This window comes from Baekduia alba (assembly GCF_028416635.1).
GTDB lineage: Bacteria > Actinomycetota > Thermoleophilia > Solirubrobacterales > Solirubrobacteraceae > Baekduia > Baekduia alba.
In genome coordinates, this window is record NZ_CP114013.1 from 1,179,084 (window position 1) to 1,203,181 (window position 24,098).

General features: G+C 72.9%; 30 protein-coding genes. 17 read left to right on the top strand and 13 right to left on the bottom strand.

The annotated features are described in order from the left end of the window. Nucleotides 1-49: 49 nt before the first annotated feature. From DSM104299_RS05805 to DSM104299_RS05830, 6 genes are all read right to left on the bottom strand, one after another. The gene (locus DSM104299_RS05805; protein WP_272476340.1) at nt 50-445 is read right to left on the bottom strand and encodes an STAS domain-containing protein; all 396 of its coding nucleotides are present in this window, start codon (nt 443-445) and stop codon (nt 50-52) included. A gap of 9 nt (nt 446-454) precedes the next feature. Beyond that, complete coding sequence (locus tag DSM104299_RS05810; protein ID WP_272476341.1) at nt 455-1,300, bottom strand: slipin family protein; 846 nt, start codon at nt 1,298-1,300, stop codon at nt 455-457. Nucleotides 1,301-1,401: 101 nt separating this feature from the next. Further along, on the bottom strand, nt 1,402-3,402 hold the full coding sequence (locus DSM104299_RS05815; protein WP_272476342.1) for an amylo-alpha-1,6-glucosidase: 2,001 nt from the start codon (nt 3,400-3,402) through the stop codon (nt 1,402-1,404). Next, complete coding sequence (locus tag DSM104299_RS05820; protein ID WP_272476343.1) at nt 3,395-4,555, bottom strand: glycosyltransferase family 4 protein; 1,161 nt, start codon at nt 4,553-4,555, stop codon at nt 3,395-3,397. The genes DSM104299_RS05815 and DSM104299_RS05820 overlap by 8 nt, the downstream gene beginning before the upstream one ends. A gap of 75 nt (nt 4,556-4,630) precedes the next feature. Continuing rightward, nucleotides 4,631-4,828 (bottom strand): hypothetical protein, encoded by a 198-nt coding sequence (locus tag DSM104299_RS05825; RefSeq protein ID WP_272476344.1) that lies wholly within the window; start codon nt 4,826-4,828, stop codon nt 4,631-4,633. Nucleotides 4,829-5,276: 448 nt separating this feature from the next. Further along, nucleotides 5,277-5,696, bottom strand: a complete 420-nt coding sequence (locus tag DSM104299_RS05830; RefSeq protein ID WP_272476345.1) for a TIGR03667 family PPOX class F420-dependent oxidoreductase — start codon at nt 5,694-5,696, stop codon at nt 5,277-5,279. 140 nt (nt 5,697-5,836) lie between these two features. On the opposite strand from DSM104299_RS05830, the gene DSM104299_RS05835 reads away from it, so the two are divergent. From DSM104299_RS05835 to DSM104299_RS05855, 5 genes are all read left to right on the top strand, one after another. Then, a complete protein-coding gene (locus tag DSM104299_RS05835) occupies nt 5,837-6,238 on the top strand; it encodes an SDR family NAD(P)-dependent oxidoreductase (RefSeq protein ID WP_272478078.1) in 402 nt (133 codons plus the stop codon). 186 nt (nt 6,239-6,424) lie between these two features. After that, nucleotides 6,425-6,700: a hypothetical protein gene (locus tag DSM104299_RS05840; protein WP_272476346.1), complete on the top strand. Its 276-nt coding sequence runs from the start codon at nt 6,425-6,427 to the stop codon at nt 6,698-6,700. A gap of 45 nt (nt 6,701-6,745) precedes the next feature. Continuing rightward, the gene (locus DSM104299_RS05845) at nt 6,746-7,090 is read left to right on the top strand and encodes an ArsR/SmtB family transcription factor (protein WP_272476347.1); all 345 of its coding nucleotides are present in this window, start codon (nt 6,746-6,748) and stop codon (nt 7,088-7,090) included. Continuing rightward, complete coding sequence (locus DSM104299_RS05850; protein WP_272476348.1) at nt 7,087-7,566, top strand: SRPBCC family protein; 480 nt, start codon at nt 7,087-7,089, stop codon at nt 7,564-7,566. Before DSM104299_RS05845 ends, DSM104299_RS05850 begins: the two co-directional genes overlap by 4 nt. An 8-nt stretch (nt 7,567-7,574) precedes the next feature. After that, nucleotides 7,575-8,345, top strand: coding sequence for an SDR family NAD(P)-dependent oxidoreductase (locus tag DSM104299_RS05855; protein ID WP_272476349.1), 771 nt, complete (start codon nt 7,575-7,577; stop codon nt 8,343-8,345). On the opposite strand, the gene DSM104299_RS05860 is transcribed toward DSM104299_RS05855, so the two are convergent. Beyond that, complete coding sequence (locus DSM104299_RS05860; RefSeq protein ID WP_272476350.1) at nt 8,342-8,542, bottom strand: hypothetical protein; 201 nt, start codon at nt 8,540-8,542, stop codon at nt 8,342-8,344. The two genes, DSM104299_RS05855 and DSM104299_RS05860, sit on opposite strands and share 4 nt — an antisense overlap. A 91-nt stretch (nt 8,543-8,633) precedes the next feature. Here DSM104299_RS05860 and chrA point away from each other — a divergent pair, with 91 nt between their 5' ends. Then, a complete protein-coding gene (gene chrA, locus DSM104299_RS05865) occupies nt 8,634-9,746 on the top strand; it encodes a chromate efflux transporter (RefSeq protein ID WP_272476351.1) in 1,113 nt (370 codons plus the stop codon). On the opposite strand, the gene DSM104299_RS05870 is transcribed toward chrA, so the two are convergent. Beyond that, complete coding sequence (locus tag DSM104299_RS05870; protein WP_272476352.1) at nt 9,715-9,987, bottom strand: MerR family transcriptional regulator; 273 nt, start codon at nt 9,985-9,987, stop codon at nt 9,715-9,717. The genes chrA and DSM104299_RS05870 overlap by 32 nt on opposite strands. A gap of 89 nt (nt 9,988-10,076) precedes the next feature. Further along, entirely contained in the window at nt 10,077-10,343 is a 267-nt protein-coding gene (locus tag DSM104299_RS05875) for an ArsR/SmtB family transcription factor (RefSeq protein WP_272476353.1), read from the bottom strand. Between the two features lie 100 nt (nt 10,344-10,443). Between DSM104299_RS05875 and DSM104299_RS05880 the strand changes: the two genes are divergently transcribed. The 3 genes from DSM104299_RS05880 to DSM104299_RS05890 all read left to right on the top strand — a co-directional run bounded on the left by DSM104299_RS05880 (nt 10,444) and on the right by DSM104299_RS05890 (nt 11,808). Further along, the gene (locus DSM104299_RS05880) at nt 10,444-10,734 is read left to right on the top strand and encodes an ArsR/SmtB family transcription factor (RefSeq protein WP_272476354.1); all 291 of its coding nucleotides are present in this window, start codon (nt 10,444-10,446) and stop codon (nt 10,732-10,734) included. Nucleotides 10,735-10,844: 110 nt separating this feature from the next. Further along, nucleotides 10,845-11,165, top strand: a complete 321-nt coding sequence (locus DSM104299_RS05885) for a helix-turn-helix domain-containing protein (protein ID WP_272476355.1) — start codon at nt 10,845-10,847, stop codon at nt 11,163-11,165. Nucleotides 11,166-11,334: 169 nt separating this feature from the next. Beyond that, nucleotides 11,335-11,808, top strand: a complete 474-nt coding sequence (locus tag DSM104299_RS05890) for an acyl-CoA dehydrogenase family protein (RefSeq protein WP_272476356.1) — start codon at nt 11,335-11,337, stop codon at nt 11,806-11,808. Here DSM104299_RS05890 and DSM104299_RS05895 read toward each other — a convergent pair. From DSM104299_RS05895 to upp, 4 genes are read right to left on the bottom strand one after another with little or no spacing between them, the layout of a single operon-like run. Further along, the gene (locus DSM104299_RS05895) at nt 11,805-12,806 is read right to left on the bottom strand and encodes a zinc-binding metallopeptidase family protein (protein ID WP_272476357.1); all 1,002 of its coding nucleotides are present in this window, start codon (nt 12,804-12,806) and stop codon (nt 11,805-11,807) included. The two genes, DSM104299_RS05890 and DSM104299_RS05895, sit on opposite strands and share 4 nt — an antisense overlap. Further along, the gene (locus DSM104299_RS05900) at nt 12,807-13,313 is read right to left on the bottom strand and encodes a YhgE/Pip family protein (protein ID WP_272476358.1); all 507 of its coding nucleotides are present in this window, start codon (nt 13,311-13,313) and stop codon (nt 12,807-12,809) included. Nucleotides 13,314-13,348: 35 nt separating this feature from the next. Beyond that, complete coding sequence (locus tag DSM104299_RS05905; RefSeq protein ID WP_272476359.1) at nt 13,349-14,062, bottom strand: TetR/AcrR family transcriptional regulator; 714 nt, start codon at nt 14,060-14,062, stop codon at nt 13,349-13,351. Continuing rightward, entirely contained in the window at nt 14,062-14,685 is a 624-nt protein-coding gene (upp, locus tag DSM104299_RS05910) for a uracil phosphoribosyltransferase (RefSeq protein ID WP_272476360.1), read from the bottom strand. Before upp ends, DSM104299_RS05905 begins: the two co-directional genes overlap by 1 nt. 73 nt (nt 14,686-14,758) lie before the next feature. Here upp and cdd point away from each other — a divergent pair, with 73 nt between their 5' ends. From cdd to DSM104299_RS05950, 8 genes are all read left to right on the top strand, one after another. Then, a complete protein-coding gene (gene cdd / locus DSM104299_RS05915; protein WP_272476361.1) occupies nt 14,759-15,685 on the top strand; it encodes a cytidine deaminase in 927 nt (308 codons plus the stop codon). A gap of 82 nt (nt 15,686-15,767) precedes the next feature. Continuing rightward, complete coding sequence (locus DSM104299_RS05920) at nt 15,768-16,577, top strand: purine-nucleoside phosphorylase (RefSeq protein WP_272476362.1); 810 nt, start codon at nt 15,768-15,770, stop codon at nt 16,575-16,577. Continuing rightward, a complete protein-coding gene (locus DSM104299_RS05925) occupies nt 16,578-17,885 on the top strand; it encodes a thymidine phosphorylase (RefSeq protein WP_272476363.1) in 1,308 nt (435 codons plus the stop codon). After that, a complete protein-coding gene (gene add / locus DSM104299_RS05930) occupies nt 17,882-18,874 on the top strand; it encodes an adenosine deaminase (protein WP_272476364.1) in 993 nt (330 codons plus the stop codon). The genes DSM104299_RS05925 and add overlap by 4 nt, the downstream gene beginning before the upstream one ends. 117 nt (nt 18,875-18,991) lie before the next feature. Beyond that, a complete protein-coding gene (locus tag DSM104299_RS05935; protein WP_272476365.1) occupies nt 18,992-20,020 on the top strand; it encodes a BMP family lipoprotein in 1,029 nt (342 codons plus the stop codon). Between the two features lie 30 nt (nt 20,021-20,050). Beyond that, nucleotides 20,051-21,589: an ABC transporter ATP-binding protein gene (locus DSM104299_RS05940; RefSeq protein ID WP_272476366.1), complete on the top strand. Its 1,539-nt coding sequence runs from the start codon at nt 20,051-20,053 to the stop codon at nt 21,587-21,589. Next, nucleotides 21,586-22,824, top strand: coding sequence for an ABC transporter permease (locus tag DSM104299_RS05945; RefSeq protein ID WP_272476367.1), 1,239 nt, complete (start codon nt 21,586-21,588; stop codon nt 22,822-22,824). The genes DSM104299_RS05940 and DSM104299_RS05945 overlap by 4 nt, the downstream gene beginning before the upstream one ends. Next, complete coding sequence (locus DSM104299_RS05950; protein WP_272476368.1) at nt 22,821-24,059, top strand: ABC transporter permease; 1,239 nt, start codon at nt 22,821-22,823, stop codon at nt 24,057-24,059. Before DSM104299_RS05945 ends, DSM104299_RS05950 begins: the two co-directional genes overlap by 4 nt. The last annotated feature ends 39 nt before the right edge of the window (nt 24,060-24,098 follow it).

Consider the following 24,098-nt stretch of genomic DNA (forward strand, 5'->3'; position numbering starts at 1 on the left):
ACCGCCCGGTGACGACGACCGAACGCGCGCAGTGAGGATCGCTCCGCGCTCACCGGCCCGAGTAGCACGTCGGCGGCGCGAGGTCCTGCGGATCGTCGACGAGGACGAGCTGCTGGTCGACGCCGGTGAGCGCGAGCAGGCGGTCGATCGCCGGCGTGCCGCGCACGACGGCCAGGTTGTGGTTGCTGGTGCGCGCGTTCTCGTGCTGCTTGATCAGCTCGCGCAGGCCCGGCAGGTCCATGAACGTCAGGCCGCGCAGATCGAGGACCACGTGCCGCACGCCGGTCGCGCCCGGGTCGAGGGCGCCGATGACCTCGGCGACCTTCGAGATCGTGACCAGCTCGAGCTCGCCGCGCAGGGCGACGAGCGCGGTCCGGCCGCTGTGGAGGATCTCGACGGCCAGCGGATCGGCGGGGTGCGGCGGGAGACGGTCTCGATCGGCCATGGCAGGGGTTCAGACCGGCTGCGCCGCGCCGTTGGGCGCCGGCGCGGGCGCCGGCGGGGCGGACGGCGTTCCGGCCTGCTCGCCGACGGCAGCGGTCTCGCGGGCCAGGAACGCGCCGAGCTCCTGGATGGTGCTCATGAGCGGCGCCGGGAACACGACCGTGGAGTTCTTGTCGACCGAGATCTCGACGAGCGTCTGCAGGTTGCGCAGCTGGAGTGCCAGCGGGTGGGCCATCATCACGTCGGACGCGTTGGCCAGCTCGCCCGCGGCGAGCGCCTCGCCCTCGGCCGCGATGATCTTCGCGCGCTTCTCGCGCTCGGCCTCGGCCTGCCGCGCCATCGCGCGCTTCATGCTGTCGGGCAACTGGATGTCCTTGAGCTCGACGACCGTGACCTCGATGCCCCACTCCTCGGTCTGGACGTCGAGGATCTCGCGGATGTTCTGGTTGATGGCGTCGGTCTGCGACAGGGTCTCGTCGAGCGTGTGGCGGCCGACGACGGCGCGCAGCGTGGTCTGGGCGATCTGGTTGATCGCCGAGCCGACGTTCTCGATCGCGACGACCGAGCGGATCGCGTCGGCGACGCGGTAGTAGGCGACCGCCGAGACGTCGACGCTGACGTTGTCGCGGGTGATGATCCCCTGGGACTCGATCGGCATCGTGACGATCCGCAGCGAGACGGTGTGGACGCGGTCGACGCCGGGCGAGATGCGGATGAGCCCCGGCCCGCGGGCCTCGCTCCCGACGCGTCCGAGCCGGAAGACCACGGCGCGCTCGTACTGCTTGAGGATCCGGACCGACGACGCCAGCCAGATCAGGCCCACCACCACCAACGCGGCGATCACGTACATGATCATGGTTGCCTTCCCGCCGGCGCTGCCGGCGACCGGCCAGGGGCGAGGGTCGGTGTTCCCGTGTCGACCGGAGGGCGCGGACGCCGGAAGCCAACGCCGTCATGCTAGCGCTCGGGGTCGCGGTGCAGCGTCGCCTCGCGGCCGCCGGCAGGCAGCGTCGCGGAGGCCCGCGGCTGCCCGGGCTCGAGCCCCAGCAGCGTCGTCAGCAGCAGCAGCGGCGCGCCGGCCGCCCACGCCTGCGGTCGCGACGCCGTCGGGAACGCGACCGGGACGCCGGTCACCTGCGCCGGGTAGCCGGCGAAGACCTCGGGCAGGCGGTGCTCGAAGTGCGGCGCGGCGGCGAGGATCGCGCCGCCGACGGCGGCCGCCGCCTCGTCGTGGCCGTAGCGCGCGAGGCCCGCGACGATCATCGAGTTCTCGTGCGGCCACACGGTGCCCGTGTGGTACCCCAGCGGGTTGTAGCCGCCCTCGCGGCTGCCCAGCGTGCGCACGCCCCAGCCGGAGAAGAGCTCCTCGCCGAGCAGCCGCCCGGCGATCGCCGCGGACTCCTCAGCGTTGGGGAGCCCCGACCACAGCAGGTGGCCGATGTTGGAGGACAACCCGTCGACCTGGCGCTTGTCGCCGTCGAGCGCCAGCGCGTGGCATCCGCGCTCGGGCATCCAGAAGTCGCGGCGCACGCGGGCGCGCAGGACGTCGGCCTGCTCGTCCAGGCGGCGGGCCAGCGGCGCGTCGCCCCACACCTCGCGCGCCAACCGCGCGCAGCGCCGCCGCGCGTCGTAGACGTAGCCCTGGATCTCGCAGGTCGCGATCGGCCCGCGCGCCAGCGTGCCGTCGGCGAACTGCATCGAGTCCCAGCTGTCCTTCCAGCACTGGTTCAGCAGGCCGGTCTCCACGTTGCGGCGCTGGTACTCGACGTAGCCGTCGCCGTCGATGTCGCCGCTGTCCTCGATCCAGAACAGCGCGGCGCGCGCGTGCGGCTCGAGCGCGCGGACCAGGTCGTCGTCCCCGGTCCAGCGGTGGTACTCGTCCAACAACACCAGGAACAGCGGGGTCGCGTCGGCGCTGCCGAAGTAGGGCGAATGCGGCCGGCGCCCGCTGGCGGTCAGCTCGCCGAAGCGCAGCTCGTGCAGGATCTTGCCGGGCTCCTGCTCGTGGAAGTCGTCGCGCGTCGTCGCCTGGCGCGCGGCGAGCACCCGCAGCGTCGTCGCCGCCAGCCCGGGGAGGTAGGGCAATGCCTGCAGGCTGGTGATGAGGCTGTCGCGGCCGAACAGCGCCATGAACCACGGCAGACCGGCTGCCGGGAGCGTCGCGGGGTCGCCGAGGTCGGGGTGCAGGCGCAGCGCGGCGAGGTCGGTCAGGCTGGCGCGGTAGGTCCGCCCGAGGGTGTGGTCCTCGGTCTCCAGGACCGGCGCCTGCGCGAGCCACTCCTCCAACTCCATGGCCTTGGTCGCGCGCTGCGCCTCGAGGCTCCCGCGCGGGGCCGCGCGGGTCGCGAAGGCGACGCCGGGCTGGCGCGAGCAGGGCGTGATCGTGAACGTCGCGGTCCAGCTCTCGCCAGGAGCGAGCAGCAAGCTGTACGCCAACCCGCCGCCGGTGAAGCGCGCCGGCGGATCGGTCCCGACGGCGACGGAGCGCTCGAAGCCGTCGCGCTCGTAGCTGAGCGTCAGCGTGCCGGTGGCGTCGTCGTGGTGCCAGGTGATGTCGCGGTCGGCGTCGGCGCCGTCCTTGACCTCGAACAGGTCGGCGAAGTCGGTGTCGACCGCGAGCCGCACGCCGACCTCGCTCGGAGCGTGGCGGTGGCTGACGATCGTCAGCTCCTCGATCCAGGCCTCGTCGAGCAGCCGCCGGCGCATCACCGAGTAGGGCGCCTGCTCCTCCGGCGCGACGTCGGGCGTGAGGAAGAACTGGGCCAGGAAGTGCGTGTCCTGGTCGAGCCCGAGCAGGGTCAGCGGCGTGCTGTCCACCGCCAGCTCCCAGCGCGAGACGAAGCGCGTGTCGTTCGCGAAGAAGCCGTGCTCGCGCCCGTTGCCGGGCCGGACGTCGCCGGTGCGGTCGCCGACGACGAACGTGCTGCCCTCCAGGACGCTGACCGTGCGCTCAGCCACGGGCGGCGGCCGGCACGACCGGGTGGGCGGCGACCGACGTGTACAACTCGGCGTAGGCCGACGCGATCACCGCGGCGTCGCAGTGGTCGACGACCCAGTCGCGGCACGCGCGGGCTGACAGCGCCGGCAGCCGGGCGACCGCCGCGGCCATCTCGCCCTCGTCGGCGACCAGGAAGCCGGTGACGCCGTCGACGACGACCTCCGGCGCGGCGCCCTCGCCGAAGGCGACGACCGGCGTCCCGCAGGCCAGCGCCTCGATCATGACCATGCCGAACGGCTCGGCCCAGCGGATCGGCATCAGCAGGCCGCGCGCGCCGGCGAACAGCGCGCGCTTGGTCGCGCCGCCGACCTCGCCGACGAAGCGCACGCGGTCGCCGTCGACATGCGGGGCGACCTCGGCGGCGAAGAACGCCTCCTGCCCGGGCTGGATGACGCCGGCCAGCACGAGCGGCACGCCGGCCTCGCGGGCGGCGGCGATCGCGCGGTGCGGTCCCTTCTCGGCGTTCATCCGGCCGACCCAGAGCAGGTACTCGTCCTTGGTCTCGCGCAGCGGCCAGGCGGCGACGTCGACCGGGTTGCGGATGATCGCGTCGGCCACCACGCCGTTGGGCGCGGAGCGCAGCTGCGCGGCGCTGATGGCGACCAGCGCGGCCTTGCGGCCGTGGCCGGCGTAGAACGGGCCGGTGCCCGGGTCGAAGGGCCCGTGCAGCGTGTGGACGAACGGCGTGTCGAGCCGGTCGGCCAGCGCGAGCGCGGTGAAGCCGGAGTGGTCGTGGACCACGTCGAACGCGCGCGCTCCGTCGTGCGGCTCGATGGCGGCGAACGCGCGGGCGACATGGTCGGACTCGTACAGCGCGCGCTCGATCTCGTGCGGGTGGGCGACGTCGAGCAGCGGCGTGACGCGCGCGGCCGACACCGAGCCGGGGGCGCAGAAGAGCGTGACGTCGTGGCCGAGCGCGACGAGCGCCTCGGTGAGCGCGCTGACGACGGACTCGACGCCGCCATAGCCGGGTGGCGGCACCGCGATCCACGGCGGCGCGAGCATGGCGATCCGCAGCGGCGCCGGAACGGTGGAGGGCAGCGACGACGTCGCGGGGATGCCGTCTCGGCGCGGTGTGCGCGACGAGCGGCCGGGGCTGGTGACGGGGGTCATGCGACCCTTCCTCTTGGGTGCCCGGATGCCGGCCCGCGCGGGCGCCGAGGAGCGTGGGTGGTGCTGACGGTGCTGCTACTGATCCAGCGGTGTGGTGCGTCGCGCCTGGGCGCGCGACAGCTCGCTGCGGGCCTGGCTCGAGCGCTGCTCGAGGTCGGAGCGGCGCTTGGTCGGCGGGCCTTCGGGCGCGCCGTCGGGACCGTCCTCGGCGTCGAGGCGGCTGCGGCGGATCTTGGCCATGGCGCGCAGGATCACGAGATGCGCGTCGGTCATGACGACGGCTCGGCCGGCCGGATCGCGGCAGAGCGCGCCAGGGCCTGCTCGACGGCGACGTCTTCGACGTCGAGGTCGGCGGTGCCGAACAGCTTGAACCCCATCAGCGCGCTCGCCGGAAGGGCCTGCAGCGGTCCTGCGCAGAACGGGCAGGACGCGAGAGACGCGGCGCTTGCGCCTGGAAAGCGCAGCCGGCACGTTGCACACGAGCTTCGGGTCATGACGACCCTTTCGTTGGGAACTCTCAGTGTAGCCCGGCTGAACCATCGGTCCGGACGATGCCTCGCATTGACAGCGTCGATCTGCAGCATGTGTGCACAGTTGGTCGTATGCCACGCAGATTGGGTCCGCAGGCAGCGAGGGGACCGTCGACCTCGGCGCCGTGCCGGCCGCGGTGACCGTGACGGTGGCGCGGGTGGTGATCGGGGCGCCGAAGCGCTGACGAGCGCTAGTGACCCCGGAGCCGGGTGAGCTCGATGTCCAACACGGTGGAGTAGCGCGCGCCGAACTGCTCCGGCGTCAGGCCGATCGCCTCCATGCGGTCGCGGTACTTCTCGACGTAGCCGTCGAGCTGGGGCTCGGCCGTCTTGACGGTCGCCCGGCCGGACAGGACGACGACGTCGCCGCCGACGCCGTCGCCCTCGAAGTTGAGGGAGACGTGCGGGTTGGCCTGGAGGTGGGCGGCGCGCTTGGCGGTCGGCAGGCTCTGGATCCGGAGGCCGCTCGCGCCGTCCCAGAGGAACCAGACGGGCGTGGGCAGGGGCGCGCCGCTCGGCGCCACGCTGGTCAACCAGACGATGACGTCGTCACGCAGATGGGCCGCCGCGCGCGCCCCGAAGTCGGTGGTCTCGTCGATCTCGATCGTCACGCCTCCGATCATGCGCCACCCTGGAGGGCATGGCAACCGCCTCTGAGCAACGCGTCGCGTTGGTGACCGGTGGCGCGCGCGGCCTCGGCGTCGAGGTCTGCCGGCAGCTCGCCTAGGCCGGCCACACCGACGCCCGCGCGATCCCTGCCGACCTCGCCCGCGTGCAGCGCGCGTTGGACACCAACCTGTTCGGCGCGTGGCGCACCGCGCAGGCGTTCTCAGCGCACCTGCGCGCGTCCGGCCACGGCCGGCTCGTCAACGTGTCGTCCGGCGCCGGCCAGATCAGCGACATGGGCGGCGGCCTCCCGGCCTATCACCTCTCCAAGCTCGCGCTCAACGGCCTGACGCGCATGCTCGCCGCCGAGCTGCGCGCCGACGGCGTCCTCGTCAACGCGGTCTGCCCGAGCTGGACCGACACCGATATCGGCCAGGGCGGTCGCCCCGTCGCCGACGGCGCCCGCTCGGTCACCTGGGCCTGCCTCCTGGACGACGACGGCCCGACCGGCGGCTTCTTCCGAGATGGCCGGCCGCTGCCGTGGTGACGGGCGGCTCTCAGCCGCTCCTCAGCAGCTCTTTCGGACCGCCTCATCTGCGCGCGGGATCGTGGCGCCATGGTCACGAGAACGCGAAGTCGTTGTGAGATCGGCGCACCGCGGCGTGCGGAGCTGCCGGCGCGGCGGGTCGCGTGCCGGCCGTCGGGGCGGGTCGCGTGCCGGCCGTCGGGGCGGGTGTTCGTCGAGCGCCTGTACATCGCGGTCGCCGAGGAGGACGGCGACACGAGCATCGACGTGCTCGATCGCAGTGGCACGTTCGTCGCGCGGTTCGTCGTCGGCGACCGGTACGCCGCCGCGGACGCGCTGCTGCGCGACGCGACCGGGCACGCGCCGCGGCCGGCGACGGCGGAGGCGTTCGCCGCCGACCTGCTCGACGGGCTCCCGGACGACGGCGTCGCCATCTCCTCCAGCGAGGTCTGCGCCTGGCTGCTGCTGCGCGCCATCGGTTAAGCGATCGCTTGACTTTCGTGCCGGAGGCGCGTAACAGTTAAGCGAGTGCTTCAGCAATCGGACCCGCTCGATCGCGTCTTCCAGGCCCTCGCCGATCCGACCCGCCGGTCGATGGTCGAGCGCCTGACGCGGGGGCCGGCGTCGGTGAGCGAGCTCGCCGCGCCGTTGTCGATGTCCTTGCCCGCGGTGGTCCAGCACGTCCAGGTGCTGGAGGGGTCGGGCCTGGTGACGACGGAGAAGGTCGGTCGCGTCCGGACGTGCACGATCGCCCCGGAGGCGCTGCGCGGCGCGGAGCACTGGTTCAGCGAGCGGCGGACGACGTGGGAGCGTCGCCTCGACCGGCTCGACGCGCTCCTCTCAGACGGAGCCGACGAAAGGACAGCATCATGACCTCGCAGGAGCAGACGCGGCGTTCGGCCGTCCACCACAGCTTCACGATCGAGCGGACGCTCGGCGCGGCCCCGGCCAGGGTCTTCGGCGCCTTCGCCGACCTCGACCTCAAGAACCAGTGGTTCGTCGCGCCCGAGGGGTGGGAGGACGGCCCGCGCACGCTGGACTTCCGCGTCGGCGGGACCGAGACGTCGCGCGGCAACCCGCCCGGCGGTCCGACGTTCACCTACGAGGCGACGTTCCAGGAGATCGTCCCGGACGAGCGCATCGTCTCGACCTACATCATGCACATGGACGGGCGCCTGATCTCGGTCTCGCTGACGACCGTCGAGCTGGAGCCGGCCACCGGTGGCGGCACGGTGCTGACGTTCACCGAGCAGGACGTGTACCTCGACGGCGGCGACACGCCGGAGGCGCGCGAGGGCGGCGTGACGTCCCACGTCGACAAGCTCGCCGCGCTGGTCGACTCGGGTTAGGGTGGTGCATGGAGCTCGAGCTGCAGGGCAAGGTCGCCGTCGTCACGGGCGGGAGCAAGGGCATCGGGTTGGCGGTCGCGCAGACGCTGGCCGCGGAGGGGGTCGCGGTCGTGGTCGGCGCGCGCAGCGTGGAGCAGCTGCCGGAGATCGACGGCGTGAGCGGCTTCGCGGTCGACCTGTCCTCGGCCGGTGGGCCGGCGGCGCTCGTCGCCCACGCGGCGGAGCGGCACGGCGGCGCGATCGACATCCTGGTCAACAACGTCGGCGGCGCGCCGGTGCGGCTGGAGGGCTTCCTCGCGATCGACGACGACGCGTTCGCCGCGACCATGAACCTCAACTTCTACTCGGCGCTGCGCGCGATCCGGGCCGTGCTGCCCGGGATGATCGAGCGCGGGTCGGGCGCGATCGTCAACGTCGCGTCGGTCAACGCGTTCCTCGCCGATCCCAACGTCATCGACTACAGCGCGGCGAAGGCGGCGCTGGTCAACGCGTCGAAGTCGCTGTCGCAGGAGCTCGGCCCCAAGGGCGTCCGGATCAACGACGTCTCGCCGGGACCGGTGGCGACCGACCTGTGGCTGGGCGACGCGGGCGTCGCGGCCCAGGTCGCCGCGGCCGGCGGCGGCGACGCGAAGGCCGGCGCCGAGGCGGCGATGGTCACCGGCCGCTTCACCACGCCCCAGGAGGTCGCGACGCTCGTCGCGCTGCTCGCCTCGCCGCGCACCGCGAACGTCACCGGCTCGCAGTACGTGATCGACGGCGGATTGGTGAAGACGCTCTAGGCGGCCAGGCGGATCGGCGCGTCGTGGACGACCGCGCCGCCGTATTCGAAGCGCTCGAGCGCGATCACGTGGCCGCGGCGGCGCACCTCGACGAGGACGCCCCAGCGGCGCTCGTGCACGCGGAGCTCGGCGCCCGGATGGCCCCGGCGCAGGAGGTTGATCTCCCGGGCCTGCTCGAGGGTGAGCTCTGCGTCCATGAGCACATGATCGGTCGCGCTGCTGAAGACCTGATGTGAAGAGGCTGAAGCGCACCTCAAGATGGACGGGAGGCCGACGTAGGATGCTCCCGTGCCGCCGCCGCTGACCACGATCGCGCGTGAATGGGGGCGGATCGGCTGCGTCGGGTTCGGCGGGCCGCCGGCCCACATCGCCCTGCTGCGCGAGCTCTGCGTGGACCGCCGGCGGTGGATCGCCCCCGACGAGTTCGAGGACGCGATCGCGGCCGTGAACCTGCTGCCGGGCCCGGCGTCGACGCAGCTGTCGGTGTACTGCGCCTATCGGGTGCGCGGGCGGCTGGGCGCGCTCGTGGGCGGGTTGTGCTTCATCCTGCCCGGGCTGGTGCTGATCCTCGCGCTGGCCGCCGCGTTCCTGGCCGACGACCCGCCGGCGTGGCTGCAGGGCGCGGGGGCGGGGGCGGGCGCCGCGGTGGCGGCGGTGGCGGTCCGGGCCGGGGTCGACCTGATCCGGCCGAGCTGGACGCGCGGTCGCATCCCCTACATCTTGCTCGGCGCGCTGGCGGCGGCGACGCTCGGGCCGTGGCTGGTGATCGTGCTGCTGGCGTGCGGCCTCGCGTCGCTGGCGCTGCGGCTGCGCGCCGCGGGCGTCTTCGCGCCGCCGCTGTTCCTGGCGGTCGCCACCGCCGGTTCCGGCGGCCTCGGCGCGCTGTGCTGGACCGCGCTGAAGGTCGGCGCGCTCTCCTACGGCGGCGGCTTCGTGATCATCCCGCTGATGCAGGCCGACGCGGTCCAGACCCACCACTGGATGACCGACGCGCAGTTCCTCAACGCGGTCGCCCTCGGCCAGGTCACGCCCGGTCCGGTCGTGCACACGGTGGCGGTCGTCGGCTACGCGGTCGCCGGCGTCGGCGGCGGCCTGCTCGCCGCGCTCATCGCCTTCTCGCCGTCGTTCCTCTTCGTGCTCGGCGGCGCCGACCGCTTCCACGACCTGCTGCGCAACCAACACGCGCGCGCCTTCATCGACGGCGCCGCGCCGGCCGCGCTCGGCGCGATCCTCGGCTCCGCGATCCCCCTGGCGGCCGCCCTGACCGAGTGGTGGCAGGCCGCGATCCTCGCCGCCTCCGCGCTCCTCCTCCTCGCCCTCCGCGCCGGCGTCGTCCCGACCCTCCTCGTCGCCGGCACGACCGGCGCGCTCATCGCGCTGGCCGGTGGGCCACTGCCATAGGCCGCCGTGCCGCGAGGCGTTCGCGCAGCTCCGACAGCTCGCGGATCTCGGCCAAGGACAGGCCCGCCTCGCGGGCCTCGGCGATGCCGCGGATGCGGTCGAGGACGCTGATCGGGTAGCGGAGCTGACGGCCGATGCGCAGCGGGTGCGGGAGGAGGCCGGCGCGTTCGTAGTAGCGGATGTGGGAGACCGCGAACTCGGTGCGGCGGGCGACCTCGGCGACGGTGATGTGCTCTTCCATGATTCACTCAAATGACCCTTAGCGATCCTTGGCCCTGAGCATGATAGGCCCGAATCAGGAGCAAGGGAAGGTGGGTCTGGCCGGGTTGGCTAGGGCTGGAGCGCGCGCAGGCGCGCGGCGATCTCGACCCAGCCCGTCGAGGTCGCGGACAGGCGGTCGGGCACGGCGGCGTCGGCGACCAGCTCGGCGCTGCGCAGCGTCGCGACGTGCTCGTCGACCGTGGCGCGCTCGACGCCGAGGGCAGTCGCCAGCTCGGCCGGCGACCGCTCGCCGTGCTCCTCGAGCGCAACCAGCAGCGCGAGGCGGACCGGGTGGGCCACGGCCTGCAGCAGCTGGGCGGAGACGGGCTCGGCCATGCCGCTGACGATAGCCTGACTGTGAAGTATTTGCTGAACAGTCGCCGCCGATACGGGCGCAGCGCGCCGGTGGACGCCGTAGGCTCGCGGCATCAGCGAGATGCTCGACCCAGACTTCCTGTCCGCCCTCGGCCATCCGGCCCGGCTGCGGGCGCTCGTGTTCCTCGAGGCGCGCCCCGCGTCCTCGCGGGAGATCGCGGGCGAGGTCGGACTGTCGCCGAGCGCGACCGCCTACCACGTGCGCAAGCTGCACGAGGTCGGCCTCATCGAGCCGGTCGACACGCGCCAGCGGCGCGCGTTCGAGGAGCGGGTGTGGCGCACGCGCTCCCGCGGCTGGGCGAAGCTCGCCAAGCACCTGGCCGAGACCGCGCAGCGCTCGAACGGCAGCTGAGCGTCGTCGAGCCGGTTCGGCTCGCACCGAGCCTTTAAGGCCTCCCGCAGCCCGATCCGGTCACGCTGTCGGATCCAAGCCGAAGCTGTCCGCCTACGGTCGCGTCCCACGTGCTCGACCAGGAGGAGACCCGCCGGCGGATCCGCGCCGCCATGGCTCTCGCCGGCATCTCCAGTTGGGAGGAGCTGGCCGAGCGCACGCCGCTCAGCCGCTCGACGCTGAAGGACCTCGGGACCGAGCGCCGCCGCGCGGAGGAGACCCATCTGCGCGTCATCGCCGCCGCCTGCGACGTGCCCTACGAGTGGTTCACGGTGCCCGACCTGCGCCAGGTCGTCGTGCGCGAGGACGAGGACGAGCCGTCGATCGGCGAGCGCCTCGAGGCGCTGGAGCGCGCGGTCTCCGCCCTCGCGCGGCGCGGCCGCAAGTCCTGAACGCGCGCAGCGGGTACAGGCCAGCCGATGGCTGAGCTCGCTGCCGCGGTGAAGAGGTTCGTCGACGACGTCGTGCTGCCCGGCGTCGGCGTCGCCGACCTCGCGCCGGCGTGCACGCTCTCGCAGGGCTGGATGTCCCCTAAACGCCCACCACGCGCCGGGCGCCGAGGTGCTCGGTGACGGCCGCGGGTCCGGCGCGCGTCAGATGCTCGACGCGCTCGACGTCGGGCGCGCCAACGTCGCCTGCCGCGCGCGCGGCATCGTCGACCGCGCGCTGGTCTGCGCGGTCGACGAGGCGACCGGCCGCGCGATCGGCGACGGCGTCCTGGGCGACCACACCCACGCCCAGCTGCGGGTCGGCGAGCTGACCGCGCGCCGCGCCGCCGTCTCGGCGCTGGTCGACGTCGCCGCCCGCGCGGTGGACGCGCGCGCCGATGACGCCCGCGAGCTGGCGACGGCCGCCAAGGTCGTGGCGTCCGACACCGCGGTCTGGGCCGTCGACCGCGCCGCGCGCCTGGCCGCGTCGCGCTCCTTCGCCGCTGGCGACGAGCTCGCGCGCCTGCGCCGCGACGCGCCCCAGACCCAGATCGGCGCGGGCGCCAACGACGCGTTGTTGATGACGTTGGCGAAGCCGGCGCTCTAGACGGAGCGGACGGTCGCGCCCCGCGCGATCACCCCGTCGACGAACGCCAGCTTGTCCACCACCGGCCCGGTCAGCACGAACGGGTAGAGGTCGTCGAAGCCGAGGCTGCGGTTGATCGCGTTCAAGGCGTAGGTCAACCCGAGCCAGTCGCTCAGTTCGGCGCGCAGCCCGCCGGCCTCCGGGTCGATCGGTTCGGCGTGCAGGTCCGGCCGGCCCGCGGGACCCTCGACGCGCAGGCCGTAGGACGCGGCGGTCTGCAGCGTGTCGTGGAGGTGCAGCACGTGTGCGAACGTCTCGGCCCAGTCCTCGGACGGGTGCATCGTCGCGTAGGCGCTGACGTGCTCGGCCGCCCAGTCGTCCGGCGGGCCGTCGCGGTAATGGCGGTCCAGCGCGGCCTGGTAGTCCTCGGTCTCGTCGCCGAACAGCGCCCGCGCCGCCGCCCGCGTCGCGTCATCGTCGACCAGCAGCGGGAAGTAGAAGTGCCCGACCTCGTGGCGGAAGTGGCCGAGCAGCGTCCGGTAGGGCTCGCCCATGTCGATCCGGCGCTGCTCGCGGCGGGCGTCGTCGGACTCGGCGAGGTCGAGCGTGACGATCCCGTCGGCGTGCCCGGTCGTCACCGCGTCGCGCGTGCTGGAGAGCAGGTCGAACCCCAGGCCGCCCGGCCGGTCGAACCACGCCGGGATCGGCAGCTTCAACTCGCCCAGCTCGTAGACCAGCCGGCGCTTGGCGCGCTCGGCGTCGACCCATTCGGCCAGCGCGACCGGGTCGTCGTCGGCCGGCCGCACGCGCGTGAGCGCGCAGGCCGCGCAGAACGACCCGAAGCTCGGCGCCAGGCCGTTGCAGCCGATCGCGGCGCGGTTGGCGCACCACGGCACGTCGGCCCCGGCGCGCAGCTCGCGCGCGTCCCAGTCGAAGCCCAGCGACGAGCCGCAGCGCAGGCACACCGTGTTGTCGAAGAACACCAGCTGTCCGCAGACGCCGCAGGTGAAAGAACGCAATCAGATCTCCAGTTCGGGCTTGAGGCGGGTGATCGTCCACTGCCGGCGGCGCGCGACCGCCCGGGTGGTCACGGCGAGGGCGCCGACGAGGAGCCCGACCAACACGATGATGTGGAGCACCAGCCGGTCGGTCTCGCCGCCGCTGATGGCGTAGCGGAACGCGTCGATGGTGTAGGTCATCGGCAGGATCGGGTGCAGGACGTCGAAGAAGCCCGGCGCGATCTGCACGGGGTACAGGACCCCGCTGCCGCCGAGCTGGAGCACCAGGAGCACGAGGATGACGACCGAGCCGACCGCGTCGAGGCCCGCGCGCAGGGTGTGCAGCAGCGCGGTGAACGCCCAGATCGCCAGCCACAGCAAGGCCAACCACAACACCGGCCGGTCGGCGTGCAGGCCGAGCAGGACCTCCAGCACGCCGAACATGAGCGTCGCGGCGGCCGTGCCGATCAGCGCGGCGGGCAGCCAGCCGCCGGCGGAGACGGTCGCCGAGCGCAGCGTCGAGCCCATTGCCTCGGAGAACCGGCGGACCGCCCGGAGGCCGGTCAGTGCCCGTCGGCCTGCTTCGCGCGCGCCATCGACTCCCACTCCTTGTGGTACAGGTACGCCCGGAACGCGAGGCGCGTCAGGTCCGCCTCGAGGTCGGGGAGCGTCTCGACCTCGCCGCGGCGGATCGCCGCGTAGACGACCTCCAGGATCCCGCCGGTGACGAACATCGGCGTCGTCTCCGACAGCCAGCGCTCGGCGCCCGGCTGCGAGCGCGGGATCTGGTCGACGACCGGGAAGAACGCCTCGATCGCGGCGTCGCGGCGCGCGAGCCCCTTCGGCCCGGACCCGAGCACCTCGACGATGCACATGCGCGCGAACGCCGGCTCGGCGGCCAGGAACCGCAGGAACTCGCCGAGCAGCGCGCTGACCCGGTCCTCCCACGAGGCGTCGGCGACCGCGAGCAGCCCCTTCGCCATCCTGCCCATCAGCAGCTGGGTGATCGCGTCGTAGGCGGCGAGGAAGCAGTCCTCCTTGTCGGTGAACAGCTCGTAGAAGGTCTTGCGCGACACGCCGGCGTACTCGGTGATGTCCGCGACGCGCGTGCCCGCGTAGCCCTTCTCGGCCACGACGTTGGCGATCGCGTCCAGGAGCCGCTCGCGCTGGTTGGACGCGATGAACGCGCGCGACAGCCCGTGGCGACCCTTGGGCAGGTGCTGCGTGACCGGGTGGCCGGAGAGCGGGAGGCCCGGATCCTCGCCGTCGGCGCTCATCAGTCCGTGCCGAAGAGCCGGTCGCCGGCGTCGCCGAGGCCGGGTCGGATGTAGCCGCGCTCGTCGAGGCCGCGATCCAGGACCGCGACGGTGATCGGCACGTCCGGGTGCGCGGCGCGGACGACCGCGACGCCCTCGGGCGCGGCGATCAGGTTCACGAGCCGCAGATCGGTGGCGCCGGCGGCGCGCATGCGCGCCAGCGCGGCGTTGGCGCTGCCGCCGGTGGCGAGCATCGGGTCGACGACGAAGACGGTCGCCGTCGCGATGCCCGCGGGCAGCGACTCGTAGTAGTCCTCGGGCTGGAGCGTCTCCTCGTTGCGCCGCATCCCGAGATGCCCCACCGAGGCATCGGGGACGAAGCGGAGGAAGCCGTCGACCATGCCCAGCCCGGCGCGCAGCACCGCGATGACCATGATGTCGGTCGGCCGCGCGCCGGTGGTCTGCTCCAGCGGCGTCTCGACGTCGACCTGGGCGACCGGCACGTCGCGCAGCGCCTCGTAGGCGAGCATCGACGACGCATCGGCCATCGCGGTCCGGAACGACGCGCGTGTCGTGCTCACGGCGCGCAGCTCGGTGACGGCGCGGGCCATCACGGGGTGGTCGATGACGCGGAGGCCTTCCATCGGTGCGCTGACGTTATCCGAGGCGGACCACCTTCGGGGATGTCGGATTCGCACGTAGTACGTTGGCCCACCGATGGCCCCACACCGCAACGTCGAGCTCAAGGCCCGCGACCAGGACCCCGAGAGCACGCTCCGTGCGGCGCTCGCCCACGGCGCGCAGGATCACGGCGTCCTCCAGCAGGTCGACACCTACTTCGCCGCCCGCGAGGGCCGGCTCAAGCTCCGCGAGGAACGGCGCGACGGCGCCGAGCCGGAGGCGACGCTGATCGCCTACGCGCGCGCCGACGCGGCCGCCGCGCGGACCAGCGCCTACCACCTGGTCGACGTCCCGGACCCGGGAGCGCTCACCGCGGCGCTCGACGCGGCGCTCGGGACCGTCGTCGTGGTCCAGAAGCTCCGCCGACTCCTGCTCTGGGAGGACGTGCGGATCCACCTCGACGAGGTCCAGGACCTGGGCACGTTCGTCGAGCTGGAGGCCGTCGCGCCGGCGGACTCCGACCTCGGCGACGAGCACCGCAAGGTCGCCGAGCTGCGCGCGGTCCTGAAGCTGGAGGACGAGCGCGTCGAGCCGCGAGGCTACGCCGCGCTGCTGCTGGCCGGCGGCGCCGCGACGCCGCGCCTGGTCGACCTCGCCCGCACCGCGATGGACCGTGCCTACGCGCCGTACTCCAACTTCCACGTCGGCGTCGCGCTGCGCGACGAGACCGGCGCGCTGCATGCCGGCGCCAACGTCGAGAACGGCGCCTACCCGCAGGGCAACTGCGCCGAGGCGTCGGCGATCGGAGCGCTCGTCGCCGGCGGCGGGCACCGGATCGCCGAGGCCGTCGTCATGGCCGACACCGCCCTGATCGTCCCCTGCGGCGGCTGCCGCCAGCGCCTGTCGGAGTTCGCGGGCCCTGACACCCCGATCCACCTGGCCGGCCCCGAGGGCGTGCGCCGGACCGTGACCCTCGCCGAGCTGCTCCCGCTCGCGTTCGACCTGGAGGACGCTGCGAAATGACTCGCGCACAGCGCTCGCATTCCGAGGCGGTGGCTCGCCTGGCGGCTCGCCACCGCGGCCTTCGTCCCTCGGAGGCCTGCGCATGACCGCCGCCGACGTGATCCGCGAGGCCGCGGGCGCCGATGCGCCCGCGCCGCGGCTCGCCCTCGTCCTGGGCTCCGGCCTCGGCGGGCTGGCCGAGGCCGTGCAGGACGCCACCGCGATCCCCTACAAGGATCTGCCCGGCTTCCCGGTCGGGTCGGTCGCCGGCCATGCCGGCCGGCTCGTGCTCGGCACGCTGGAGGGCACGCCCGTCGTCGTCCTCCAGGGCCGCGCCCACCTGTACGAGGGCATCCCGGCGTCCGACCTCGCCGTCCCGGTGCGCACCGTCCGGGCGCTCGGCGCCGAGACGCTGGTCCTGACCAACGCGGCGGGCTCGATCAACCCGGCCGCCGGGCCGGGCGCGATCATGGCGCTGACCGACCACATCAACATGATGGGCGCCAACCCGCTGGCCGGTCCGAACGACGACCGCATCGGCCCGCGGTTCGTGGGCCTGGGCGACATCTACGACACCGACCTCCGCGGCGCGCTGCACCGCTGCGCGCAGGCCGAGGGCGTCGTGCTGCACGAGGGCGTCTACCTCGCGGTGCTCGGCCCGTCGTTCGAGACGCCGGCCGAGATCCGCGCGTTCCGCACGCTCGGCGCCGACGCCGTCGGCATGTCGACGGTCCCGGAGGCGATCGTCGCCCGCCACTGCGGGCTGCGCGTCGCCGCGGTGTCGGCGATCACGAACCTCGCCGAAGGCCTCGGCGCGGAGCCGCTGTCACACGAGCACACGCTGAAGAACGCCGCGATCGCCGCGCAGGACCTCCAGCGCGTCCTGTCGCGCTTCGTAAAGGAGTACAACTAGATGGCCGTTCGAGCCACCAAGGAGCTGCTGCGCGACAAGCGCGACGGCAAGGCGCTGACGCCCGACGAGCTGCGCTGGATCGCGTCGGGCATCGGCGACGGCACGCTCAGCGACGCGCAGTGCGCGGCGTTCGCGATGGCCGTGTTCTTCCGCGGCCTGGACGCCGAGGAGCTGCCGGCCTTCACGCTCGGCATGCGCGACAGCGGCACGGTCCTGGACTGGTCGGACATCGACAAGCCGGTGCTCGACAAGCACTCGACCGGCGGCGTGGGCGACAAGGTGTCGCTGATCCTCGCGCCGCTGATCGCCGCGTGCGGCGGCGCGACGCCGATGATCTCGGGCCGCGGCCTGGGCCACACCGGCGGCACGCTGGACAAGCTGGAGGCGATCCCGGGCTACGACGCGACGCCGTCGGGCCCGCTGATGGGCGAGGTGGTCCGCGCGGTGGGCTGCGTGATCGGCGGCCAGACCGACGACCTCGCGCCCGCCGACCGCAAGCTCTACGGCATCCGCGACGCGACCGGCAGCGTCGAGGCGATCCCGCTGATCGTCTCCTCGATCCTGTCCAAGAAGCTCGCGGCCGGGCTCGGCGGGCTCGTCATGGACGTCAAGCACGGCAACGGCGCGTTCATGGCGGAGTACGACGACGCGCGCGCGCTCGCGCGAGCGCTGGTCGACGTCGCGGTCGCGGCCGGGCTGCCGACCGTGGCGCTGCTGACCGACATGAACCAGGTGCTCGGCGCGACCGCCGGCAACGCGCTCGAGGTCCGCGAGTCGATCGAGATCCTCAACAACGACCCGGACGCCGACCCACGCCTGGTCGAGGTCACGCTGGAGCTCACCCGCGCGCTGCTCGACCTCGGTGGGATCGGGGACCGCGACCCCGAGGAGGCGCTGCGCTCCGGCGCCGCGGCCGAGCGCTTCGGCGCGATGGTCGCCGCCCTGGGCGGGCCGAGCGACATCATGGACAACTACGACGCGCATCTCGACCGGGCGCCGGTCGTCCGCGAGGTCTTCCCCGACGAGGACGGCGTCGTCGGCGCCCACGACACGCGCGCGCTGGGCATCGCCGTGATGAACCTCGGCGGCGGCCGCAAGGTCGAGAGCGACGTCATCGACATGGCCGTCGGCCTCGACGCGGTCGCCGGCCCCGGCGCGGACGTCGCGCGCGGCGGCCGCCCGCTGGCGATCGTGCACGCGCGCGACGAGGCGGGCGCCGACGCGGCGGAGGCCGCGGTGCGGGCCGCGATCACCGTCGGCGACTCCGCGCCGGACCCGTCCCCGATCGTGGCGGAGGTGCTGCGATGACCACCGACGTCCTGAGCGTCCCCAAGGCCGAGTTGCACGTCCACCTCGAGGGCACCGCCACGCCGGACCTCGTCGCGCGCCTCGCGCGGCGCAACGGCATCGCGCTGCCCGACGACCTGTTCCGCGACGACGGCACCTTCGCCTGGGTCGACTTCCTGGACTTCCTGAGGTCCTACGACAAGGCCGCGTCGGCGATCCGCACCGGCGCCGACTACCGCGACGTCACCTACGAGTACCTGAGCGCGTGCGCGGCGGAGGGCGCCGTGTACGTCGAGCTGATCGCCAGCCTCGACCACGGCCGGCACGTCGGCCTGGCCGACGAGGAGCACCTGGCCGGCATCGCGCAGGGGATCGACGACGCCCGGCGCGACCACGGCATCGTCGGCCGCATCATCTCCTCGATCGTCCGCAACTTCGGCGTGGCCGACTGCGAGGACGTCGCGCGGCGCACCGTGGCCCTCGACCACCCCTACGTGGTCGGCTTCAACATGGCCGGCGACGAGGCCGGCTTCCCGGCCGGCGACTACGCCCGCGCGTTCGCGATCGCGGCCGACGCGGGCCTGGGCTGCTCGGTCCACGCGGGCGAGCACGCGGGGCCGGAATCGATCCGCGCCGCGCTGAAGCTGCCCGGCGTCGTGCGAATTTCTCACGGTGTTCGGGCGGTCGAGGACCCCAGACTGGTCGAAGAGCTCGCGGCGCGCGAGATCGTCCTCGAGGTGTGCCCGACGTCCAACGTCGTGCTCGGCGTCTTCCCGACCTACGAGGACCATCCGCTGGGCGCGCTGCGCGCCGCCGGGGTCCCGGTCACGTTGGGATCAGACGACCCGCCGTATTTCGGGACGACGATCGGCCGCGAGTACGAACTGGCCCACGAACGGCTCGGATGCACGCTCGACGACCTCCGGGCGATCACCGAAACCGCGCTCGATGCGGCCTTCTCGGACACAGAAGGTGTGGTCAACCGACCTGACCGCCGAACGGACCTGTAGCCTGCGCGCGCGGCCAGGGTCGGCCGCGCTGTCCCTCAGCAGTCCCGTTCAATCCCAGAGGGAGTTCTCTCGCAAGTGCGCGCACGTTCCACTCGCCGAGCCATCGCCGCTATCGGCATGGCAGGCATCCTGATCACCGCGGCAGGCTGCGGCTCCGACGACGACAGCAGCAGCACGTCGTCGTCCTCGGGCACCGCCTCGACCGCGGCCGCTCCGGCCAAGAAGTCGATCAAGGTCGGTCTCGTGACCGACATCGGCGGCCTCAACGACCGCTCGTTCAACTCGCTGGCCAACCAGGGCCTCGAGACGGCGAAGTCCTCGCTCGGCATCGAGGGCCGAGTGCTGACCTCGAAGTCCAACGCGGACTACGTCCCGAACCTGTCCACGCTGGCCCAGCAGAAGTACGACCTCGTCATCGGCGTCGGCTTCCTGATGGCCGATGCGGTCGGCACCGTCGCCAAGAAGTTCCCGGACACCAAGTTCGCGATCATCGACGTCGACGCGACCGGCCTGAAGGGCAAGCCGACCAACGTCGAGGGCCTGCTCTTCAAGGAGCAGCAGTCCGGCTACCTGGCGGGCTACCTCGCCGGCCTGTACGCCAAGGACAACAACATCAAGACGATCTCGTCCGTCGGCGGTCAGAAGATCCCGCCGGTCGACCACTACATCGCGGGCTACCAGGCCGGCGCCAAGGCGGCCGACCCGGGCATCAAGACGCTCAACGCCTACTCCCAGGACTTCGTCGACCAGGCGAAGTGCAAGGAGATCGCGCTGAACCAGATCGCCCAGGGCTCCGGCGTCGTGTTCCAGGTCGCCGGCCAGTGTGGCCTCGGCGCGCTGGACGCCGCCAAGGAGAAGGGCAAGCAGGGCATCGGCGTCGACGCCGACCAGGCCTACCTCGGCGCCCACATCCTGACCTCGGCCATCAAGAAGGTCGACGTCGCGGTGACGGACACGGTCAAGCAGGTCCAGGCCGACAAGTTCACCGGTGGCGCCAACACCACGTTCGAGGTCTCGAACGGTGGCGCGGGCATCGGCAAGATCGGCGCGGCCGGCACGAAGTACCAGTCGCAGATCGACGAGGTCACGGCCAAGTTGAAGGACGGCACCATCACGCCGCCCGACACCGTCACGGCCTCCAAGTAGGACCACGGTCCACGTCGTACGCTGGCGGCTGTGACGCCAACGGAAGCATCTGGTGCCGCGGGGCTCGCTCTCGAGCTCCGCGGCATCACCAAGCGCTTCGGCGCGCTGACGGCCAACGACGCCGTCGACCTCCAGCTGCGGCGTGGGGAGATCCACGCCCTGCTGGGGGAGAACGGCGCCGGCAAGTCCACGTTGATGAACGTGGTCTACGGGATGCTCACGCCCGACGAGGGCGAGATCCTGGTCGACGGCCAGACGACGACGGTGTCGTCGCCCCGCGACGCGATGGACCAGGGCATCGGCATGGTGTTCCAGCACTTCATGCTGATCCCGGTCCTGACCGTGGCCGAGAACCTCGTGCTCGGCGCCGAGGGGCCGTCGAAGCGCGGGTTGCTCGACCTCGCCGGGGCCAAGCGCCGGACGCGCGAGCTGAGCGAGCGCTACGGGTTGAAGGTCGACCCCGACGCGCGCGTCTCGGACGTGTCGGTCGGCCAGCAGCAGCGCATCGAGATCCTGCGCGCGCTCGACCGCGGCGCGAAGATCCTGGTGCTCGACGAGCCGACGGCGGTCCTCACGGCGCAGGAGACGGCCGAGCTGACCGAGGTCCTGCGCGGGCTGCGCGACGGCGGCACGTCGGTCGTCTTCATCACCCACAAGCTTCATGAGGTCCTCGAGGTCGCCGACCGCGTCACCGTGCTGCGGCGCGGCAAGACCGTCGGGACGATCGACACCGCGGGCGCCGACGAGGCGTCGCTGGCCCGGATGATGGTCGGGCGCGACGTCGTCCTACGCGTCGAGAAGGAGCCGGGCACGCCCGGCGAGGCGCTGCTGGAGATCGACGCCGTCCACGCGATCGACGACCGCGGCCTGCCCGCCGTCGACGGCGTGTCGCTGACCGTCGCGGCCGGTGAGATCGTCGCCGTGGCCGGCATCGACGGCAACGGCCAGTCCGAGCTGATCGACGCGATCGCCGGCCTGCGCCCGGTCACGTCGGGCGCCGTGCGCCTGCGGGGCACCGACATCACCAACTGCTCGCCGCGCCAGGCACGCGAGGCCGGCGTCGGCCACATCGCCGAGGACCGCCACGCGCGCGGCCTCGTGCTCGACTTCTCGCTGGCGGAGAACCTCGCGCTCAACGACTACCGCCACGGCACCAAGATGGGGTTGCTGAACCCGCGACGCATGCTCGACGGCGCCAAGCGCCTGCTGACCGAGTTCGACGTGCGCGGCGGCGAGCCGGCCACGCCGGCCCGCTCGCTGTCGGGCGGCAATCAGCAGAAGGTCGTGATCGCGCGCGAGGTGTCCGGCAACCCGGACGCGCTGATCGCCGCGCAGCCGACGCGCGGGCTGGACGTCGGCGCGATCGAGTTCGTGCACCGGCGGCTGCTCGCGGAGCGCGACGCCGGCCGCGCCATCCTGCTGTTCTCGCTGGAGCTCGAAGAGGTGCGGGCGCTGGCCGACCGCATCCTGGTGATCTACGACGGGCGGATCGTCGGCGAGCTGCCGCCGACCGCCTCCGACGAGGAGCTGGGCCTGCTGATGACCGGCTCGGGGAGCGCGCGGGCATGAGCGAGCAGACGCCGCCCGTCCCGCCGAACGACCTCGGGCCGCAGGGCGCGACCGTCGGCGCGCGCATGGGCATCGCGATGAAGGCCGGCGGCATCGTCGCGCCGATCCTCACGGTGCTCTTCGCGTTCCTGATCGGCGGGCTGGTCGTGCTGATCACGGGCCACAACCCGATCGACACCTACAAGGCGATCTTCGACGGCACCGGCCTGCAGTGGCTGTTCCCGTGGACGACGGGCGCCGACCGCGACACCGCGGCGATCAACCTCCAGCAGACGCTGCTCGTGACCGGGCCGCTGATCCTGCTCGGGCTCGCCGTCGGCTACGCGTTCCGCGCCGGCCTGTTCAACATCGGCGGCCAGGGCCAGTACATCGTCGGCTCGATCGTCGCGGTGTGGTCGGGCTCGTCGTGGGCCGGGATGCCGCACGTGCTGCACGTCGTGCTGTGCATGATCCTGGCGACGCTGGCGGGCGCGTTCTGGGCCGGGATCTCGGGCTTCCTGCGCGCGGTGACCGGCGCCAACGAGGTCATCACCACCATCATGCTCAACTGGATCGCGATCTGGCTGGGCGTCTACCTCTTCTCGCTCGGCGGGCCGCTGCAGAACGACGCGCAGCCCGACGTCCCGATCTCCAACGACGTCGTGTCGGGCGCCAAGCTCCACGTCTTCTGGGGCGACCCGGAGTTGCAGGGCCTGCACATCGGCATCTTCGTCGCGCTGGCCGCGGCGTTCGTCTACTGGATCCTGCTGAACCGGTCGACGAAGGGCTACGAGGCGCGCGCGGTCGGCTTCAACCCGGAGGCCGCGCGCTACTCGGGCATCAAGGTCGGCCGCACGTACGTGCTGGTCATGGCCACCTGCGGCGCGCTCGCCGGCCTGGCCGGGTCGCTGGACGTCCTCGGCTGGCAGTTCCACCTGGCGACCAACGACATCCAGGGGACGCAGCTGGCGTTCTACGGGATCGCCGTCGCGCTGCTGGGCCGCAACACGGCGATCGGGACGTGTGTCGCGGCGCTGCTTTTCGGGGCGCTGTTGAACGGCACGTCGGTGCGCAACCTCGACCCGGCGGTGTTCGAGCCGGAGCTCGCGCAGAACCTGACGACGGTGATCCAGGGCCTCGTCGTGCTGTTCGTCAGCGCCGACGTCCTGATCCTGATGATCTACAACAAGCTCCGGATCCGGCGCAAGCGGCCGCCCGGGGCGACGGCCGGCGAGCCCGTCGAGGTGGCCGCATGAGCGGGACCGAGTCGATCGTCAAGGGGCTGCGCTCCTCGGGCGGCGAGCCGGGCGCCGACGGGCCGGTCACGCGCGAGCGCTGGCTCGGCTGGCTGGGCATCGCGCTCGGCCTGATCGCGTTCCTGATCACGCTGCCGCCGTTCGAGGTCCGCACGGCGGTGCCGTCCTACCTGATCGCGCTGATCGCGCTGACGCTCGGCGTGTCCTCGATCCTGGGCGGCGAGAAGCGCGTGGGCGGCGGGGCGGTCGCCGCGGCGCTGTTCGGCGCGTTGGGCGCCTTCGCCGCGTCGCACTCCGGCGTGTCGCACCTGGAGGTCGTGGTCTCCTGGAGCGCGCTGACCGCCGCGATGCTGCGCTACGCGACGCCGCTGACCTTCGCCGCGCTGGGCGGCCTGGTGTCGGAGCGCTCCGGCGTCGTCAACATCGCGCTCGAGGGCATGATGCTGATGGGCGCGTTCTTCGCGGCCTACGGCGCCGACAAGACCGGCTCGTGGGTCGGTGGCCTGCTGATCGGCATGCTGGCCGGCATGGCGCTCGCGGCGATCCACGCGATCTTCGCGATCTCGCTGCGGTCCGACCAGATCGTCGTCGGCACCGGCCTGAACTTCCTCGCGCTGGGCCTGACGGGCTACATGTACGTCGACACCTACGGCGCCAACGGCACGCCCGACAACCTGCCGTCGGTCCCGGAGGTCAACCTCCCGACGGACTCGCTCGGGTTCATCGGGCAGGCGATCTCGCAGCTGAACCTCCTGGTGTGGGGCTCGCTGGTGGCGGTCGTCCTGGTGTGGATCGTGGTCTTCCGCTCGCGGCTGGGCCTGCGGCTGCGGTCGGTGGGCGAGAACCCGCGCGCGGCGGAGACCGTCGGCATCAGCGTGTTCGCGATCCGCTACGGCGCGGTGATCGCGTCGGGCGCGCTGGCCGCGCTGGGCGGCGCGTTCCTGTCGATCGGCTTCGTGCACTCGTTCTCGCAGAACATGACCGCGGGGCGCGGGTTCATCGCGCTGGCGGCGCTGATCTTCGGACGCTGGCGGCCGGGTGGCCTGCTGGCGGCGACGCTGCTGTTCGGCTTCTCCAGCGCGCTGGCGCAGCGCCTGCCGGAGTTCTCGCCGCAGCTCGCGACGCTGTTCCAGGCGCTGCCGTACGTGTTGACGCTGATCGCCGTGGCGGGCGTGGTCGGGCGCTCGACGCCGCCGGCCGCCGACGGCGTGCCGTACACGCGCGAAGGGAAGTGACCACGCCGCCAGGCGTCGGGCGCCGCGGGTTCGGCCCTG